Origin of the sequence: Paenibacillus sp. Root52 (genome assembly GCF_001426865.1) — a bacterium.
Taxonomy (GTDB): domain Bacteria; phylum Bacillota; class Bacilli; order Paenibacillales; family Paenibacillaceae; genus Paenibacillus.
Window position 1 is genome coordinate 53,410 of sequence record NZ_LMFO01000008.1, and the last position, 15,684, is coordinate 69,093.

General features: G+C 45.9%; 13 protein-coding genes. 7 read left to right on the forward strand and 6 right to left on the reverse strand.

Going from position 1 to position 15,684, the window contains the following annotated elements; all coding sequences use genetic code 11:
* Positions 1 to 145: 145 nt before the first annotated feature.
* A complete protein-coding gene (locus tag ASD24_RS10045) occupies positions 146 to 1,180 on the forward strand; it encodes a LacI family DNA-binding transcriptional regulator (protein WP_056695096.1) in 1,035 nt (344 codons plus the stop codon).
* Positions 1,181 to 1,440: 260 nt separating this feature from the next.
* Here the strand turns inward: ASD24_RS10045 and ASD24_RS10050 are convergent, their stop codons facing one another.
* A complete protein-coding gene (locus ASD24_RS10050; protein WP_056695098.1) occupies positions 1,441 to 2,199 on the reverse strand; it encodes an SDR family oxidoreductase in 759 nt (252 codons plus the stop codon).
* A gap of 376 nt (positions 2,200 to 2,575) precedes the next feature.
* On the opposite strand from ASD24_RS10050, the gene ASD24_RS10055 reads away from it, so the two are divergent.
* The 3 genes from ASD24_RS10055 (at position 2,576) to ASD24_RS10065 (ending at position 5,308) form a co-directional block, all read left to right on the forward strand.
* Positions 2,576 to 3,223: a TetR/AcrR family transcriptional regulator gene (locus ASD24_RS10055; RefSeq protein ID WP_056695100.1), complete on the forward strand. Its 648-nt coding sequence runs from the start codon at positions 2,576 to 2,578 to the stop codon at positions 3,221 to 3,223.
* A 125-nt stretch (positions 3,224 to 3,348) separates the two neighbouring features.
* Entirely contained in the window at positions 3,349 to 4,398 is a 1,050-nt protein-coding gene (locus tag ASD24_RS10060; protein ID WP_235540505.1) for a cupin domain-containing protein, read from the forward strand.
* 172 nt (positions 4,399 to 4,570) lie between these two features.
* Entirely contained in the window at positions 4,571 to 5,308 is a 738-nt protein-coding gene (locus ASD24_RS10065) for a YoaK family protein (RefSeq protein ID WP_056695103.1), read from the forward strand.
* A 72-nt stretch (positions 5,309 to 5,380) separates the two neighbouring features.
* On the opposite strand, the gene ASD24_RS10070 is transcribed toward ASD24_RS10065, so the two are convergent.
* From ASD24_RS10070 to ASD24_RS10080, 3 genes are read right to left on the reverse strand one after another with little or no spacing between them, the layout of a single operon-like run.
* Positions 5,381 to 6,520 carry a toxic anion resistance protein gene (locus ASD24_RS10070; RefSeq protein ID WP_056695105.1) on the reverse strand — a complete coding sequence of 380 codons (1,140 nt, stop codon included), beginning with the start codon at positions 6,518 to 6,520 and terminating at the stop codon, positions 5,381 to 5,383.
* Positions 6,521 to 6,540: 20 nt separating this feature from the next.
* Positions 6,541 to 8,229 carry a vWA domain-containing protein gene (locus tag ASD24_RS10075; protein ID WP_056695107.1) on the reverse strand — a complete coding sequence of 563 codons (1,689 nt, stop codon included), beginning with the start codon at positions 8,227 to 8,229 and terminating at the stop codon, positions 6,541 to 6,543.
* Between the two features lie 12 nt (positions 8,230 to 8,241).
* The gene (locus ASD24_RS10080; protein WP_327205238.1) at positions 8,242 to 8,973 is read right to left on the reverse strand and encodes a hypothetical protein; all 732 of its coding nucleotides are present in this window, start codon (positions 8,971 to 8,973) and stop codon (positions 8,242 to 8,244) included.
* A 635-nt stretch (positions 8,974 to 9,608) separates the two neighbouring features.
* Between ASD24_RS10080 and ASD24_RS30980 the strand changes: the two genes are divergently transcribed.
* The gene (locus tag ASD24_RS30980) at positions 9,609 to 9,818 is read left to right on the forward strand and encodes a hypothetical protein (RefSeq protein ID WP_056695110.1); all 210 of its coding nucleotides are present in this window, start codon (positions 9,609 to 9,611) and stop codon (positions 9,816 to 9,818) included.
* A 203-nt stretch (positions 9,819 to 10,021) separates the two neighbouring features.
* Here ASD24_RS30980 and ASD24_RS10090 read toward each other — a convergent pair whose 3' ends face one another.
* Positions 10,022 to 12,346, reverse strand: coding sequence for a beta-L-arabinofuranosidase domain-containing protein (locus tag ASD24_RS10090; RefSeq protein WP_235540507.1), 2,325 nt, complete (start codon positions 12,344 to 12,346; stop codon positions 10,022 to 10,024).
* A gap of 187 nt (positions 12,347 to 12,533) precedes the next feature.
* On the opposite strand from ASD24_RS10090, the gene ASD24_RS10095 reads away from it, so the two are divergent.
* Complete coding sequence (locus ASD24_RS10095; protein WP_156395412.1) at positions 12,534 to 13,301, forward strand: AraC family transcriptional regulator; 768 nt, start codon at positions 12,534 to 12,536, stop codon at positions 13,299 to 13,301.
* 263 nt (positions 13,302 to 13,564) lie between these two features.
* Here the strand turns inward: ASD24_RS10095 and ASD24_RS10100 are convergent, their stop codons facing one another.
* A complete protein-coding gene (locus ASD24_RS10100; RefSeq protein ID WP_056695112.1) occupies positions 13,565 to 14,608 on the reverse strand; it encodes a 2,3-butanediol dehydrogenase in 1,044 nt (347 codons plus the stop codon).
* A 136-nt stretch (positions 14,609 to 14,744) separates the two neighbouring features.
* Between ASD24_RS10100 and ASD24_RS10105 the strand changes: the two genes are divergently transcribed.
* Positions 14,745 to 15,650, forward strand: coding sequence for a LysR family transcriptional regulator (locus ASD24_RS10105; RefSeq protein WP_056695114.1), 906 nt, complete (start codon positions 14,745 to 14,747; stop codon positions 15,648 to 15,650).
* The last annotated feature ends 34 nt before the right edge of the window (positions 15,651 to 15,684 follow it).

Below are 15,684 nucleotides of genomic sequence, written 5' to 3' on the forward strand. Positions count from 1 at the left end.
AATTCTCTATTCCCTTCTTCTAACTCATTCTTCCTTTATTTTACTCCCTTCGCATTCTGTATCAGGTAGGTAATAATTGATTTCTCGTATCCTTTGCATTACCATAGGGGAAAGTTGAAATGATTGTTCAGAGGGGATTTTTTACATGATTACGATCAAAGATATAGCCAAATTGGCGGGTGTCTCCCCTTCTACAGTATCACGGGTGATTTCCAACCATCCCAGAATTAGCACCGAGACGTCTCTTAAAGTAAAGAAAATTATGAAAGAACTCAACTATCATCCCAACATTATGGCGAAGAGCCTTGTGTCCAAAACGACGCAAACCCTTGGGATTATGCTTCCGCGCCCTGCAGAGGAGTTGTTCCAGAACTACTTTTTCGGGGAATTATTACGAGGTATTATTACACTCGCCACACGCAACAATTATGAATTGCTGCTAACAACTGAAACATCATCCGACGATGAATTGCATGCCATATCCCGGCTTGTGCATGGCCGAAGAGTAGATGGCATTCTGCTGCTAGGTTCGAAGCGAGATGATCCGATCATTTCATTTCTGGAAGAGGAAGAGTTTCCTTTTGTACTGATCGGTCGCAGTGAAGCTCACCCGAATGCGCCCATGGTGGATAATGACAATGTGCAGACTGCTTATGATGCAACGCAGCATCTGATTGCACAAGGACATACGCGGATTGGATTCGTGAGTGGCCCGCCGGAAATTACGTTATCTCATGATCGTATGCGAGGATATCAGAAGGCTCTTGCCGAAGCAGAGCTACATGCCAATCGGGACTGGATTGTGGAGGGTGAATTCCTACAGGAGAGCGGATTCCGAGCGATGTCTCTATTCATGTCTTTGCCTGATAGACCGACAGCTATTGTTGTTATTGATGACAATGTGGCTTTTGGAGTATTGAGAGCTCTTGCCGAGCTGGGATATCAGGTACCTGAGGATATTAGCGTGGTCAGTTTTAACAATATAGCCTTATCCGAACTGGCTTCACCGCCACTCAGCTCCATCGATATCGGAACCTATCAACTTGGCTATACAGCAGTTCAAGTGTTACTCAAAATTATAAGCGGAGAGCCTCAAACGCATAACCCTGTCATTATTCCACATCGATTAATTGTGCGAGAATCCTCACTTTACTCCAAAACTAAGTCATCACTGAGCTGACATAGACAGGTCTAAATGTGGCAGTGCAAACGTTTGTCCCAATTCCCAATGGAATTGAACACGATACACGAGGACGACTCGTTTGTAGAGTCACCATGAAGAAGCCGCATCATGAGATGCGGCTCTTAGTTAATTTCACAGCATTATACGCACGGTCGTGTATGTTCTCTTTGAGCACTTGAAGTGCTGTAATTGCATTGATTTTAACATGCTCCGTCCGATCATTCTTTCATTGGCGATTCTACCACTACGCACTCGAATTAGTATGAACTCCAGCCTGCATCAGCCGTAATGACGGTTCCGTTAACGAAGCTAGATTCATCCGAGCCGAGGAACAAAGCCACTTTGGCAATCTCTTCACTCGTACCTACACGTGGGTTGATCGCCATACCTAGTTGTTGGCGTCCAGCTCCAAATGGGCTGATTCCTGTCATTGAGGAGCTAATGTTAGTTGCCACAGCCCCTGGAGCGATGGCATTACAACGAATGCCTTGCTCGGCATACATGTATCCCGTATTTTTCGTGAAACCAATCACCGCGTGTTTGGAAGCTGTATAAGCGGCTCCCGCACGTCCGCCGTGCAACCCACCTGCTGAAGCAATGTTCACGATGACTCCTTTTTGTTTCTCTTGGAAGATCGGCAATACTTTACGCGTAGTCCGCATTACGCTGGTTGTATTTACGGCGAACAATCTCTCCCACTTCTCATCGGTGATATCTGCTGCTGGCTCCATGCCATCCATAATGCCTGCATTGTTCACCAGAATATCCACAGTCCCATAGGTACTTACCGTCACATCAATCAGATTTTGCACATCTTCTTCTTTGGCTACATTAGCCAAAACCACGATGGCTTCTCCGCCTGATTCCTTGATCTCACTAGCAACCGTCTGAGCGGACTGTTCGTTAATATCTGACACAACGACTTTGGCACCTTCTCTAGCATATAGTGTGGCAATTGCTTTCCCCATGCCTGAACCTGCACCTGTCACAACAGCAACTTTATCTTGAAGTTTCATATCTTAATTCCTCCTTTTTGTATTCGTTTACAATAAGTTAACAAACAAATGTTCATTAACTCGTATCCTTAGTATAATAAGTCATAGCTTTTGGGATCAATCAGTAAAAGCTTGCCCTATTGTACATTAACCAACACTTCAGACGCCTATTGTACGTTTATTAAACCTTACTTTTTGAACAACTGCTAAAATACGAGTTCAAAAAGTTCGCTTTTCAGTACCGAGAAGATGGGATGAAGATAGAAATGGAGTAGCGGAGCGTAGGCAAAACTACGTGAGCAACGGACATTTCGGCTGAATCCCATATTCGCCGTCAGGCATCCTTCGTAATCAAAAGCGTACTTTTTGAACAACCTATACTAAGGGAGGAAATTTGATGTCAGACCCTACTGAATCCACGGATCGAAGAATCAAGAAATCCAAAGCTGCGCTGAAACATGCACTCATTAAGCTTATGCAAAAGCAACCTTTTAGAGAAATATCCATTACCGATATTGTAAAGTTGGCGGATCTGAATCGGGGAACCTTCTATAAGCACTATCAGTACAAAGAAGACCTGTTTGACGAGATCATAGACGATGTCATTCAAGACCTGGTCACCTCTTACCGAGAGCCTTACCAAGGCAAAGAAATATTTGAAGTGAGTCATATGCCATCATCAGCCATCCGCATCTTTGAGCATGTCTATCAGCACGCTCCATTCTATACTCTTGCCGTCAAATCCGAGGCATCCTCCAGCTTCCAACAGATGATCTGTAATGTTCTACGCGACCTTGCCTTACAGGATCTAAACGAAATATTCCCAACGCATATCAACCGCGAGCTGCTCGCAAGTTATCAATCTCATGCTATCTTCGGCATGATTATCGAGTGGATTCATCAGGAGTTCAGACACAGCCCCGGTTATATGGCCGAGGAATTGTTCAAAATTATTAATTATAAACCCGCTAATGTGGTCTATCATTCGACTCACCGCGAACCTGCAACACAATATGTACAAAAAAATGGAATGACCCTCGAATGAATGATTCCCATTTGCCTCATATTAACTAAGGTATAGCTGAATAGATTCGTAGGATATGGTTAAAAGAACATAGACGGCATATTCAACTTTTTACATGTAAACCTAATTTGATATGAGGAGGAATCATGATGACATCTTTTAAGTATCGGCTTGAACAAAAGGAACCTCGGACAGGATCTGGCGGAATTACCCGTGGCGCTTCGGTTAAAGATTTCCCTGCTTCAATCGGCATTGCTGGCGTATCCATGCGATTAGAGCCGGGCGGGATGCGCGAATTACATTGGCATGCGAATGCAGCAGAATGGGCATATGTCATCAGCGGTTCCTGTCGTACAACAGTCATTCATCCGGATGGACATGCCTACACAGATACGTTCGAGCCCGGTGATGTCTGGTATTTCCCGCGTGGATATGGACATTCCATCCAGGGACTCGGCCCGGACGAATGTCATTTCATTTTGATTTTTGATAACGGCGATTTCTCGGAGGATCATACATTCAGCATTACGGATTTCATTACACAGACACCGAACAACATTGTAGCTCAGAATCTTGGCATCACCGAAGAACAAGCAGCCAAGCTGAATCAGGGCGAAGCCTACTTTGCCAAGGGGCCTGTGCCCAATGATAGTTCCTCTTCCGGTACATATCGTCGTAATTCAGAGCTGACAACAGTTCACCGGTATCCACTTCTCGCCAAACAGCCTAGGCGAGCACCAGGAGGTGGTACGCAACGTACAGTGACCGTCGAAGACTTCCCCATCTCCACCACGATGGCTGGGTCACTCATTGAATTGCAGCCAGGTGCGCTACGGGAGATGCATTGGCACCCTAATGCAGACGAGTGGCAGTACTATATTAGCGGTCAGGCTGAAATGACGGTATTCCTCGCAGAGGGTCATGCGGTAACAGAGCATTTCGAAGCAGGCGATGTTGGCTATGCACCTATGGGAGCTGGTCATTATATCAAAAATACCGGAGACGATGTCTGTCGTGTGTTAATTGGCTTCAACAGCGGGCACTACGAAGCCATTGATCTGAGCGAATGGATTGCAGGTAACCCAGACGATCTATTGTCAACGAATTTGGGTATTTCCAAAGAAGAAGCGGCTCAGCTTCCGAATGATACGCTCTTTATTGCACCAGACCCGCATAAGGATAAGAATCATTCCTGAATGACAACTAACATGTATCACGTTTCCCTTTGTGTAGAACCTGTCTAGCTAACCTACGATGTTCACACAAGAGTGGGAAAAGTACATGCCAACATATGTGGTTACATTCCTATCGTACTGGCTAGACTGATCTGCATCACTGCTTTCACGCCCCAGAAAAGAGGTTACGTCTATGACCTTAACGCCTGATTCGGATTCGACCAGTAGCCATCAAGGCACAACCAAACCTATTGGACATACTGTAGAACGCTTAGAGCCGGGATTATCCCGGCTTTTATTATCATCAGCTCTAGTGCTCATTGCCGGTTTCATTGATGCCATAGGATATCTAGGATTAGGCAAGGTTTATTTATCATTTATGAGCGGTAATAGCACCAAGCTAGGCATTGCGCTCTTTAAAGGTGACTACTCCGTATGGACAACGACAGGGGTCGTCGTGCTGTTATTCATTGTGGGTGCATTTATCGGTACGTTGATAACGGAATTATCCAGACAATATCATTTGACGTTAATTTTAAGTGCGGAATCTATCTTATTCGTTATTGCGATCACCTGGGTCATATTTCTCCACACCGACAGCATTCTCTTTCCACTCGCAGTGGCGATGGGTATGCAGAATACGATGCACCAGATGGTTGCCCACGCCGACGTGGGGAAAGGCTTCGTGTCAGGAACCTTGTTCGGGATTGGACAAGCCATCGCTAAAGCTGTACGCGGCAAAGCGCCTGCGTCCGAATGGGCTGTTCTGGCACTATCCTGGATTACGTTTGTCATCGGTGCGGCTCTGGGAGCACTTCTGTTCACTCAAGCCAGTCTATTCATTTCCTTAATCGTGGCTCTATCAGCCCTTGTGCTGCTGATTCCATATGCACTCTACATGCAACGACAAAGAACGGTTGACCCTGGATAATTCCTGGTCAACCGTTCTTACAATCATTGTTTATGCCATTCTATGCAGCTAAGAAACACGGGGTTATATAGATTACAATCCCAGCTTCTGCCCTTTCTCCAGCCGCTGAATCTGCTGCTCTCCCGTATCTGCAAGTTCACGGAACTGCGTAATGGTCTCCCGCATTCGCGGTAATGCTTCCTGCTTATACACACTGATTGAATCGAGTGCAGACAAGACATCCGTGAATGCCTGCTTCATCGTATCGACCGAAATGCTTGCATCATACGCCTGCTTCTGAATGGCGATGCCCTGATCCTTAAGCATTTTGGATGTACCTGCGATGAGGTCGTTCGTCGTCTGGTTCAGCAGTTCGATTTTCTGCAATACAATCTTCTGATTATAGAGCGCACTTGCTACGGTTACGGCAATTTTCAGTGCCGATATGGTTACATTCTTCGCCCGATCGACCCCGCGAATCAGTTCCTTGTTGTTACGAATGACCACTTCAATCGCCATGATCCCTTGTTGGTTAACCACCAGCATCTGCTGCAGATCCATCACACGTTGCCGAAGCGGGAATAACACTTCTTCTGTAATGAAACGAACCTTCTCCGGATCTTCATTGCGTACCTTCGCTGCCTCAATCTGTCCATCAATGGATTCGTCCATCAGCACACCTAACTGGATTTCTTTCTGTAATCGCTTGGTTAATTCACGTAAATTCTGCTGCTCGATCTCTAAGGTTGTATTGTCATTCCGTAAAGTTGCTCGACCTTTGTCCAGCGAGGTCACGATGTCTGCAATGACCGCATCTGCTTTCTGGTACTTCAAGAAATACGCGCGCAGCGGATTGAACAGCTTGCCCAGAAAGCCGGTCTTGGCAAAGTCGACCACACTTGGGTCGAGATCCTTCAGTTGCATATGCAGCTCAGTTAAGCCTTTGGCTACCTGACCGCCCTCGTCTCCCGTCTTGGACAGATGTCCAACGGAGACTTGAAGCAACGCGTTTTTCTCCGAAGAGGATCTCATCGTGTTCATGCCAAAGCCCTCAATGGATTGCAGTATCTCCTTGCGCTTCTCCAACGATTCAAGGTCCAGTGTCATGATCATCTCTACGTTGGCACTTGCGACTTGTTGCAGCTCAGCAACCTCCGCAGGCACTGGTTTCACTTCTTCCTCAATCACCTTCTGAATTTCCTTCTGACTAGGTATCTCCATGGAAAATGACATTGACGTTCCCCCTTAAAATATTACATCTGTACGTTGAACAGGTTCCCAATCTTGTACACGACATCGTCGGTATCGGCATTAATGCTTGCCGCTTCGTTAATGCTGGAGATGCTCTCCAATGCTTTGATGTCTGCGTTATAGCCAATGGTGTAAATCGGCACCTGATACGTCTCGACCAACTCACGAATATCCTGCAACGTATGACCCTCATTGGTCTCACCATCACTTAAGACAAAAATCAACGGCTTCACGTTGGGATTAGCAACCTTGTAATCCTCCAGCATCTTCATCGCCACAACGATCCCGTCAAAGGTCGCTGTCCCTCCACCTGCTTGCAAGCTATCCACCGTGCCTACAAACATGGATTGCTGGTTCGTATCATACTTGGCAATAGGTAAGTTGACGGTAACTCCACTGGAGTAGGATACTAAGCCGATGCTGTTGTCCGTACCCAGATACTTCTGCCCTTTGTGCAAGGACTCCTTAAGCCGGTTAAGCGGTTCTCCGTCCATGCTTCCAGATACATCGGTAACGAACACAGCCGCAATAGGTTTGCTGCCATTTTTCTTCTCTTTCCATACTTTCTGCGCGGACAACAGCGTACCGCCATCTACCGATGCTACCTCTGATTTATAATCCGGGAGGCCATTGAAACCGAACTCCTCGGCTGATTTCTGGTATTTATCTTGCGTGACGAATTCCGCAAACTTCTGGATGATCTCCTGCTTGTTCTGCGGCAATTGACCGAGAGCATATAGCGGGCTGTCATGCCTTACTCCAAATGGTGTGAACACATATCCACTCTTCAGATCGGCGGTATTCACAAATGTCTGGTATTCAAGTACAAAAGCATCCAAACGGCCTGACTTGGCAGCTTCCCGCATCTGAATTGTCGTGGACGCGGTAAACGGTACGTTCGCCTGGAATTTCTCAAAGCCTTGGATCGCCTTCTCGCCAAGTGGATTCGAACTGTCATACGTGTTCAGTGCTGTCACGAGAAAGTTCAGCCCTGTGGAGCTAGCAAATGGATCGGTATATCCCATCGCAAGTTCGTTTTTCGCAATCGCTTCAGTGACTGTCTTCACATTGACAGAGCCATACGTATCAACCAGTGCATCATATTTCGCTTTGGAGATGACGATCCCTGGTACGTTACCAACAAGTCGTTCGGATACCATCTCTGTCTTCACTCCGCTTGCCTCTACCATCTCGCCCCACAGTTCATTAGAAGGTGTGAAGGCGTCGGGCACATACTTGCCTGACTTGATATAGTCGGTAGCTGTTCCAGAGGCAATGTTACGAATCTTCACCGACACTTGTTTACCATCAACTCTGATATTTGCTTGGTTGAATTCTTGCGCTACTTCGGTTAACCAGCCGTCTACCCCGCTACCCGACTTCTCTGTGGAAGAGAAGATTTCAACATAATCATTCGTTGTATTCTCTACCGCAATCGGGAACTTGGATATGTCCGGCAGCGATTCTGCTACATCAACCGGATCTAGATCAATCTGGCCCTTAACCGGTTCGGCTGTTGCTGGCGCGATGTCCGCATACAACTTACCTAGCTCCTTACCTGCATTCTCCGTGCTGACCTGTGAAGATGATTTACCGAAGTTTGACGTCAGTGTAATTCCTGCATAGACTAGGCCAAACACAAGCACCAACATTACAATGGATATGAAAAAAAACTTCCCCTTCTTCGCCATACGAGCAACCCCTCACTGTCTATATAATTTGGTGTGCTTAATTAATTGATCAATCTCCTGCATACAAGGCATCTGTTCAATATCTCCGGCCTCGTAGCTGTCTAGGCGTGAAATCTCTAGTAGCAACTGATCCAGCTTGAGCAGAATTTCCTCATTGGTGTGGAGTGAATCTTTTACGTAGGTTAGATAGTCGTTGTACACTTTCGTTTTTTCCTGAAAAAGCTTCTGTGGCAAGCTCGCGGATTTGGATTTCATCATATTGGCGTAATCCGCTTCATCAAATACATTCAATCGATTTAACACGCTGCGAATGTTCAGGTACAACAGCTTCTCTACTTCTAGCGTGACGGAAGCAAATTTCTTATAGCTCAGTTCTCCCGGATCAAATCGTTGATGCAATACATTCAGGAGCGTCTCTTTCTTTTTTTTCATCCGACTAAGTTGGGATAAGCCCAGCGTAATATCTTCTTCGAGCACTTTGATGCGTCTATAAAAAGATAAAGCCTCCACATAATCCTCATGTGTTTCGATACGCCTCACAGGCAGAACAACCGGTTGCCTGAACAACAAGGTATAGCTGCCATAGAACAGAGCGAGTGCGCTACCAAACAGCAGCGTCACCGAAAGTGCTGTCGTGAATGCACTCTCCCCAAATTCCAGTCCGATAAAGCCCGGTGAGAATGCTAGAACATTCACCGCCACAATGCCGAGGATCAGTCCGAGAAACTTTATGTATTTGGTCATGTTCAATCATTCGACCTCCTTTCATGTTAGATATTAGGCCTTCATGTCGTATTTTTCCTGTTTATCTCATTCTCATTGTACATGATGTTAACGCTCTCAGGTGGATATGATTGGATATTCATAATCAAAAGCGGACTTTTTGAATAACCTCTATAACTATACGTGGCTTGGGCTTATCCCATTTCATCTTTACAGGGACAACGTCAAAACAAATGGGGTAACTTGTGGTCAAACTGTTGAAGTATGTTGCCTGCAAATAGCAGATTGTGGATGTTCAGATGTTATTCGGTAATACGCGGAAAATTGCTGTGCGTGTCATTTTTTATATAAATACGTATTCACTCGTCAGCCCCTGTGGTGAAAGACTATCCATTCGAAATGTCTTGATACGCAAGCCTGGAACATTTTAAATTCACCTCATCTGAATGTAGACTTTCAAAAAAATATACCTCCTATATTTACTCTGAAACTTAATTTACAGTAATATACCCATATCATGGTAGATTTGAGGAGGGAACGATATACAAAGAAACAAGCCTCAGATAATATTTGTTTTTGTAATTCTTGTCCTAATTTTGGAAGGCTGTAGCTTCAAGTCTGATTCTAGCGCAGATACTCAAGTTGTTAACAGGGCTATGGAGGCAGGAACAACCTATTTCAAAGAAAAATATGATCTTAACGTAAAGTTTACCCGCCACAAATTTAATCCTCCCAGTCTGGGAGCAGATGTGGGGCTATATGGACATTTAATAGAAAATACGAATACCGAAGTGTTTCTCCTTATAAACTATGAAACACTTGAAATTGTCACTGCTGCTGTCCCCGAAGGGCTAATTAACAAATAATATTTACGGAATGGATTACTTTTTGTGATCCTTTCCTGTATTTAAAATGAAAAATACCCCGGCGAGGTGCCGGAGTATCGGAATGGTCAGATTTTCACTTAAACAAGCCTCGTGAACTTGCTTCGGTAAGTTAGCTTAACTTGAATAGCTGCTGGAGTGAATTTTCCAGTTCAGGATATAACACCGATTGAATCGCACCCTGGTCAAATAATTAGAAATTCCGGTTTGCTTCGTGTGGTGCGAACCTCTGTGACTTTACCGGCACAACCATTGTCACCCAGCGCCTGGAACGTCACCGTAACAGCTTCCTTGCCTGACGTAACCGTCTCCGGAATATCATAGGCAACATAGAACGTCTCGCCAATCTTGTTCATATGAATCCGCTGTTCTCCGATAACGACTCCATCGACGATAATATTGAAGTGCCGATCATACCGAATACCCTCACGTTCAAAAGGAGAATGATCTCCGCCCCAATAGGCTACGCACAGATGATTAGGTGCTGCTGGCTGCACGGCCAGTCGATAGCTGAAGTGAGCCTCACCAGTACCGTACGCTTCTCGCCACATGTGCAGCTTGTTGCGGCCGTCCGTAGACGAGCCGTTATACTGCGCCTCACGGCAGGTGCCATCCAGCTGGTGTCCAATCTCATCTTGCTGACCGTCCGGCTGAACTCTGTCGATGGTGATATCATTCAACACCTTCTCCAGCGCATCCCCTTCATCGTTGAGCGGCCAATACACCGTATAGAACTGATGATGCACATCATAGAACGGAATGAGCTTCACAGGCTCTCCCGTGGAAGTGACCTCTCCGCTCAGCTCGAAGGTTAACTTGCTCTGATCGAGAACTCGAATCCATTTCCGTACATCCTCTTCCTCTGTCCAGATGACAGGTACAGGTGCAGTCTTAGGATTCAACGCAGTCTCGTCTACGATCGTATCCACAGGAAGCCCTTCGCTACCAAGTGCACCGGCAAGTACAATTGGCCCGTACAGGAATGCTACCTTGTGTTCATCATCTCGGGATGTATACCGACTGAGCGCCATTGGGAGGGTAAAAGTAACGACGTCTCCCTCGCTCCAGTGACGCGAAAGTGTGATATATCCCGGCTCGCTCTGGGACACGATCTGTTGCGTGTCCCCATTCACCATGACCGTCATCGGCTCTTGGAGCCAGGATGGAACGCGCAGCTTCAGATTCGCCGAGGCGTTGCCTCCGGTAATCGTCAGGGTCCCTTTTTCCGAATAAGGGAAATCGGTGTTCAGCTTCAATGACAATCCTTGTGAAGTCCAGTCTAGCGTAGAGGCAATGTACAGGTTCACATACAGGTTATCGTCTTCCTCGAAATAGATCGCTTCAGCATACTTCCCCGGATTCTCCATGCCTGATCCTGTGCAGCACCACCATGCGGTATCGTGAGTTCCGTAGATTTTGTAATGTCCTTGGAGCGTTGAAGCAAAGTACGTTTTGTTCCCTGTATCCGGATCTTGGGTGCCTAAAATGTGATTGTAGACAGCGTTCTCATAATAGTCCATGTATGCATGATCTGGGTTCCAAGTGAAGAGTTGTTTCGTTAACTGCATCATGTTGTGGGTACAGCAGCTCTCTCCTGTTTTGATCCCTAGACTCTCCATGCCCTTCGCCTCATAATGCTCCGAAATGCTCGTTGCACCAAAGACATAAGAACGGTGATGTATGGTCGTATCCCAGAAAAATTCAGCCGCTGTGCGGTAGCTCTCGTGGGAATGATCTTGATTATAAATCTCCGCTGCTCCGATCACTTTCGGAATTTGAGTATTGGCATGCATCCCCTGAAGCTCATCCTTCTGCTGCTCTAGTGGCGCCAAAATGGTCTGATGAGTAAAGCGTTTTGCTGTCTCCAGATAGACCGCTTTCCCCGTCATGCCGTATAACTGAGCAAATACCTCATTCATGCCCCCGTGCTCGCACTGAAGCATCTTCTGTACCTGCTCATCCGTCATGCCCTGTAATCCTGCCACTGCCCAATCTGCAAAACGAATAACAACCTGAAGTGCCTCTTCATTCGCTGTCAGCCTATATGCATCGATAAGTCCACGATAGATTTTATGCACACTGTACCAAGGAACCCAATACTCTCCGATGTTAAAACCACCAATGTGCTCAGCTTGAAATCCAATGATAAATGCTTGCTCAGGCAGGCCGCCAATAAAACCACTACCTGTCGTCTGCTGAATACCAGCCAATTCACTGACTGCATAGTCTAATCTACGCTTCAACTCCTCATTGCCCGTCGCCTGATAGGTCACAGCGAGCGCAGACATGTAATGCCCTAAAGAATGTCCACTGATAGAACGCGCCTCCCAGCCGGCGTAACGCTCCTTACGTGCAGTTAATCCATGTGCCTCATAACATGGGGCAAGGAATCGATCCATTTCCAGTGATAAGAGATATTGCTCTCCCACATGCTGTGACGTGCGGAATACGCTATCCGACAGATCGACCTGTGCAGGACTCAAAAATCCTCTGTTCGTTTGTGTAATCAACTGATTTCCTCCTCATGAACTGTAATCATGTATTTTCCATCTGAGTAAAAAGGATAAAATCCGTTGTTTCTACATCTCGTATTGATTAGCCAGACACCTCCGGTAAACCTTGTACTTCCTCATATTATCAAATAAAATACAAATGAATCAGACTCAGAATCCAAGAAAAGGTGGATAAATCCGTCCTATGCCAAAGCTATTGGAACATTACCTCTGCGGGAAATTTATTTCGGAGGGGAACTGGACACATATGAAGCGCAGCATGCCCTTTCAAGAGATCATTTTGATGTTAGAGGGAGAGATGTACATTGCCGAGGAAGATCAGAAGTATATCGTGCGTCCAAATGACATGTTATTCCTTCAATCCGGGCGCCAGCATTATGGATATCAGACCAGTGACGCACCGGTAAGCTTCTACTGGGTTCATTATGACACGCAGCAGCTGGAGTTTCTGTCGTATCCTACTTATTCCACAATCCAGGTACCGTCAACGGCGAATCAGTTATTCAAGCAGCTTCTGCATGTCTCTTCGTTCTCATCGGAGGAATCAGATGCGGCGTTATTGCTGTTATTGAAGGAGCTGGAGCGTAATACCAAGTCTGACTATCGTGCACATAATGCCATTGTGGATCATATCTGCAAATGGATTGACCTTCATATCCATACGGATGTTACGGTAGCGAAAGTAGCGGAGACGTTTAATTTCAACAAGGACTATATCTCCAAAATGGTAAAGCGCGAGAAAGGCGTAGGTCTCAAAACGTATATTCTGACTCAGCGCATCAATCGAGCCAAACAAATGCTGCTGAATACTAATGCAAGTGTGAAGGAGATCGCTGGAGCATGCGGATTCTCAGACTACAAACTATTCCTACGAATGTTTAAGCAATATGAAGGGCTCACCCCTTCGGAGTATCGCAACCATCTCTACCACACGCAATTGAATCGTAAGTAGGACAATTATGGAGAATACGGTCTTCGTACGCATGACAAAAAACCACCTCCTATTTCGCTGTCCCTCATGGCTAGAATGCAGTCCAACATTCGAGAGAACCGTTCATAGGTGGTGGCTTCTGGTGTGACATGGAGTGACTAAGGGCTAGTGCCTAGGTCGGTACAAATCAGTACATCTAATCCGTTATGATATTGAGAGGTAAGCTTATGCGAAATGGGTTCGCATGGAACTAGGTTTATCTGTTACTTACATTTACCTACTCATTACCCGTTAATTTCGATGAGGATTTTGGCGTGGCTCTTATCGGACATGAGCAGCTCAAGCCCTTCTTCCACGATATTGTCGAGTTTGATTTTCTTCGTAATAACCTGCTTCACATCCAGTGCTCCTTCTGCGATCAAAGAAACCACTTCTGGGAAAATGTGACGATACGCCAGTGTAGAAGTCAGGTTCGCTTCCTTCACCAACAGCTCGAAGAAGTTCACTTGAAGTGGTGTTGGAATAGCCGCAATGACGACAACCTCTCCGCCTTTTTTGATCACGGCAATGGCGCTGTCCATTGTTGGCTGCACACCTGCAGCTTCATAAGCAACGTCAATCCCACCGGATTGCTGTAGAATGGTTTCCGTTGCATTCACTTGAGCACTATTTACCGGAATAGCGCCCAGCTTCGCTGCCAGGTTCAGACGCTCATCAAACACATCGACCGCATAGATTTCGGATGCTCCAGCCGCTTTTGCTGACAAGATTGTCAACAGTCCGATTGGACCAGCACCGTATACGGCAACCTTCTGTCCCACTTTTAGCTTGCTGTGACGAACGGCATGAAGGGCAACGGCTGTAGGCTCGACAAGTGCTCCTTCTTCAAAGGATACGTTATCTGGCAGAGCATGTACCATATAGGATTCGACCACAACATATTCTGCAAAGCCGCCGTCCCCATTCAAGCCAACAAAACCAAATTGTGTACATTGATTGTAACGTCCTTGGATACAGTATTCGCATTTTCCGCAATGATACAATGGCTCTACAACGACACGGTCTCCTACATTGATTCCGCTTACATGATCACCCAGTTCACTAACTACTCCGGCAAACTCGTGACCCAGTGTGAGCGGTGCATTCTGTCCGGATAGCGGATGTTTATCCCCTTCTTGTATACCAACACCATGGTGATACGCGTGCAAGTCACTGCCACAGATTCCAGCATACTGCACTTTAATTTTCACTTGCCCCGCTTGTGCTGCCTTTACCTCCCGCTCTTCAACGCGGACATCTTTTTTTCCATACCATACTGCTGCTTTCATTGAATGCATCCCCTTTTTATCATTTATAAGATGAACACAACTTCTATTCTTAGTATAGCCCTGTTCAAACATTATTCATATTTATAGATACTAATGTTAATATTAGTTATAGTAATACAAATACGGAGATGAATACATGAACCTTGAACAGCTTGAATACGTTGTTGAAATTGCCAAAACGAAATCATTTTCTGCTGCTTCCGCGAATCTGCACATCACCCAATCCGCAATTAGCCAATCGATTCATCGACTTGAAAAAGAACTGGATCTTACGCTTTTTGAACGCTCACGCAGCGGTACGTTCCCTACGGTAGAAGGCAAACGGTTTATAGCCAAAGCCATGGATATTCTCCAGCGTGTAGATGATCTGAAAACGATGAATATCGAAGCTTCCGCCTTGACAGGTGAGCTTCATGTAGCTACTTTTCCCAGTGTCATGCCCTACTTGGTTCAGGCTACAGCCGAGATGAAAATCGAACATCCCCAATTGGATATCTCGATTGAAGAAAAGGGTTCGATGGAGATTATCAAGGATATCCGCAGCAACAAGACACATCTCGGGTTCATCGCAATCTATACGAAACAACTACGCGAGTTCGACGGACTACACTTCATCCCCATGTACTCGGGCAAGCTTATCGTATGCACCCATCACCACTCGGAGCTAGCGAAGTTGAATCGGGTCACACCTGAACAACTCAAGCTCCATAAGCTCGCATTGTACCGCGATGGATTCGTTGATGATTTTATCCAAGACTTCACCTATGATCACGGCCCACTCTCTATTTTGTTCCGCACCAATAATTCCGAAGCCATTACAACGGTTCTCGGAAGTAATATGGCAGCAACCATCGGACATGACTTCTCCTTCTACCAACATCCATTGTGGAAAGAGGGCGTACTCAAACTCATTGAAATCACAGGCATTGATCAACCCAAGATGCAGATTGGATTCGTGCAGGCAGAGTCGAAGGAAATTGCTCTGGCAGCAGAGCGATTTACGTTAAAGTTCAGACAGGCTATTGAGCTGGGACATTTATAATAACTAAAAACACCCTACTTTCAGTCGATATCTG

What these genes read in the sequence shown, in the direction of transcription:
- ASD24_RS10045 (WP_056695096.1), top strand. Translation starts at nt 146, where the DNA reads ATGATTACGATCAAAGATATAGCCAAATTGGCGGGTGTCTCCCCTTCT.
- ASD24_RS10050 (WP_056695098.1), bottom strand. Translation starts at nt 2,199, where the DNA reads ATGAAACTTCAAGATAAAGTTGCTGTTGTGACAGGTGCAGGTTCAGGC.
- ASD24_RS10055 (WP_056695100.1), top strand. Translation starts at nt 2,576, where the DNA reads ATGTCAGACCCTACTGAATCCACGGATCGAAGAATCAAGAAATCCAAA.
- ASD24_RS10060 (WP_235540505.1), top strand. Translation starts at nt 3,349, where the DNA reads ATGATGACATCTTTTAAGTATCGGCTTGAACAAAAGGAACCTCGGACA.
- ASD24_RS10065 (WP_056695103.1), top strand. Translation starts at nt 4,571, where the DNA reads ATGACCTTAACGCCTGATTCGGATTCGACCAGTAGCCATCAAGGCACA.
- ASD24_RS10070 (WP_056695105.1), bottom strand. Translation starts at nt 6,520, where the DNA reads ATGTCATTTTCCATGGAGATACCTAGTCAGAAGGAAATTCAGAAGGTG.
- ASD24_RS10075 (WP_056695107.1), bottom strand. Translation starts at nt 8,229, where the DNA reads ATGGCGAAGAAGGGGAAGTTTTTTTTCATATCCATTGTAATGTTGGTG.
- ASD24_RS10080 (WP_327205238.1), bottom strand. Translation starts at nt 8,973, where the DNA reads ATGACCAAATACATAAAGTTTCTCGGACTGATCCTCGGCATTGTGGCG.
- ASD24_RS30980 (WP_056695110.1), top strand. Translation starts at nt 9,609, where the DNA reads ATGGAGGCAGGAACAACCTATTTCAAAGAAAAATATGATCTTAACGTA.
- ASD24_RS10095 (WP_156395412.1), top strand. Translation starts at nt 12,534, where the DNA reads ATGCCAAAGCTATTGGAACATTACCTCTGCGGGAAATTTATTTCGGAG.
- ASD24_RS10100 (WP_056695112.1), bottom strand. Translation starts at nt 14,608, where the DNA reads ATGAAAGCAGCAGTATGGTATGGAAAAAAAGATGTCCGCGTTGAAGAG.
- ASD24_RS10105 (WP_056695114.1), top strand. Translation starts at nt 14,745, where the DNA reads ATGAACCTTGAACAGCTTGAATACGTTGTTGAAATTGCCAAAACGAAA.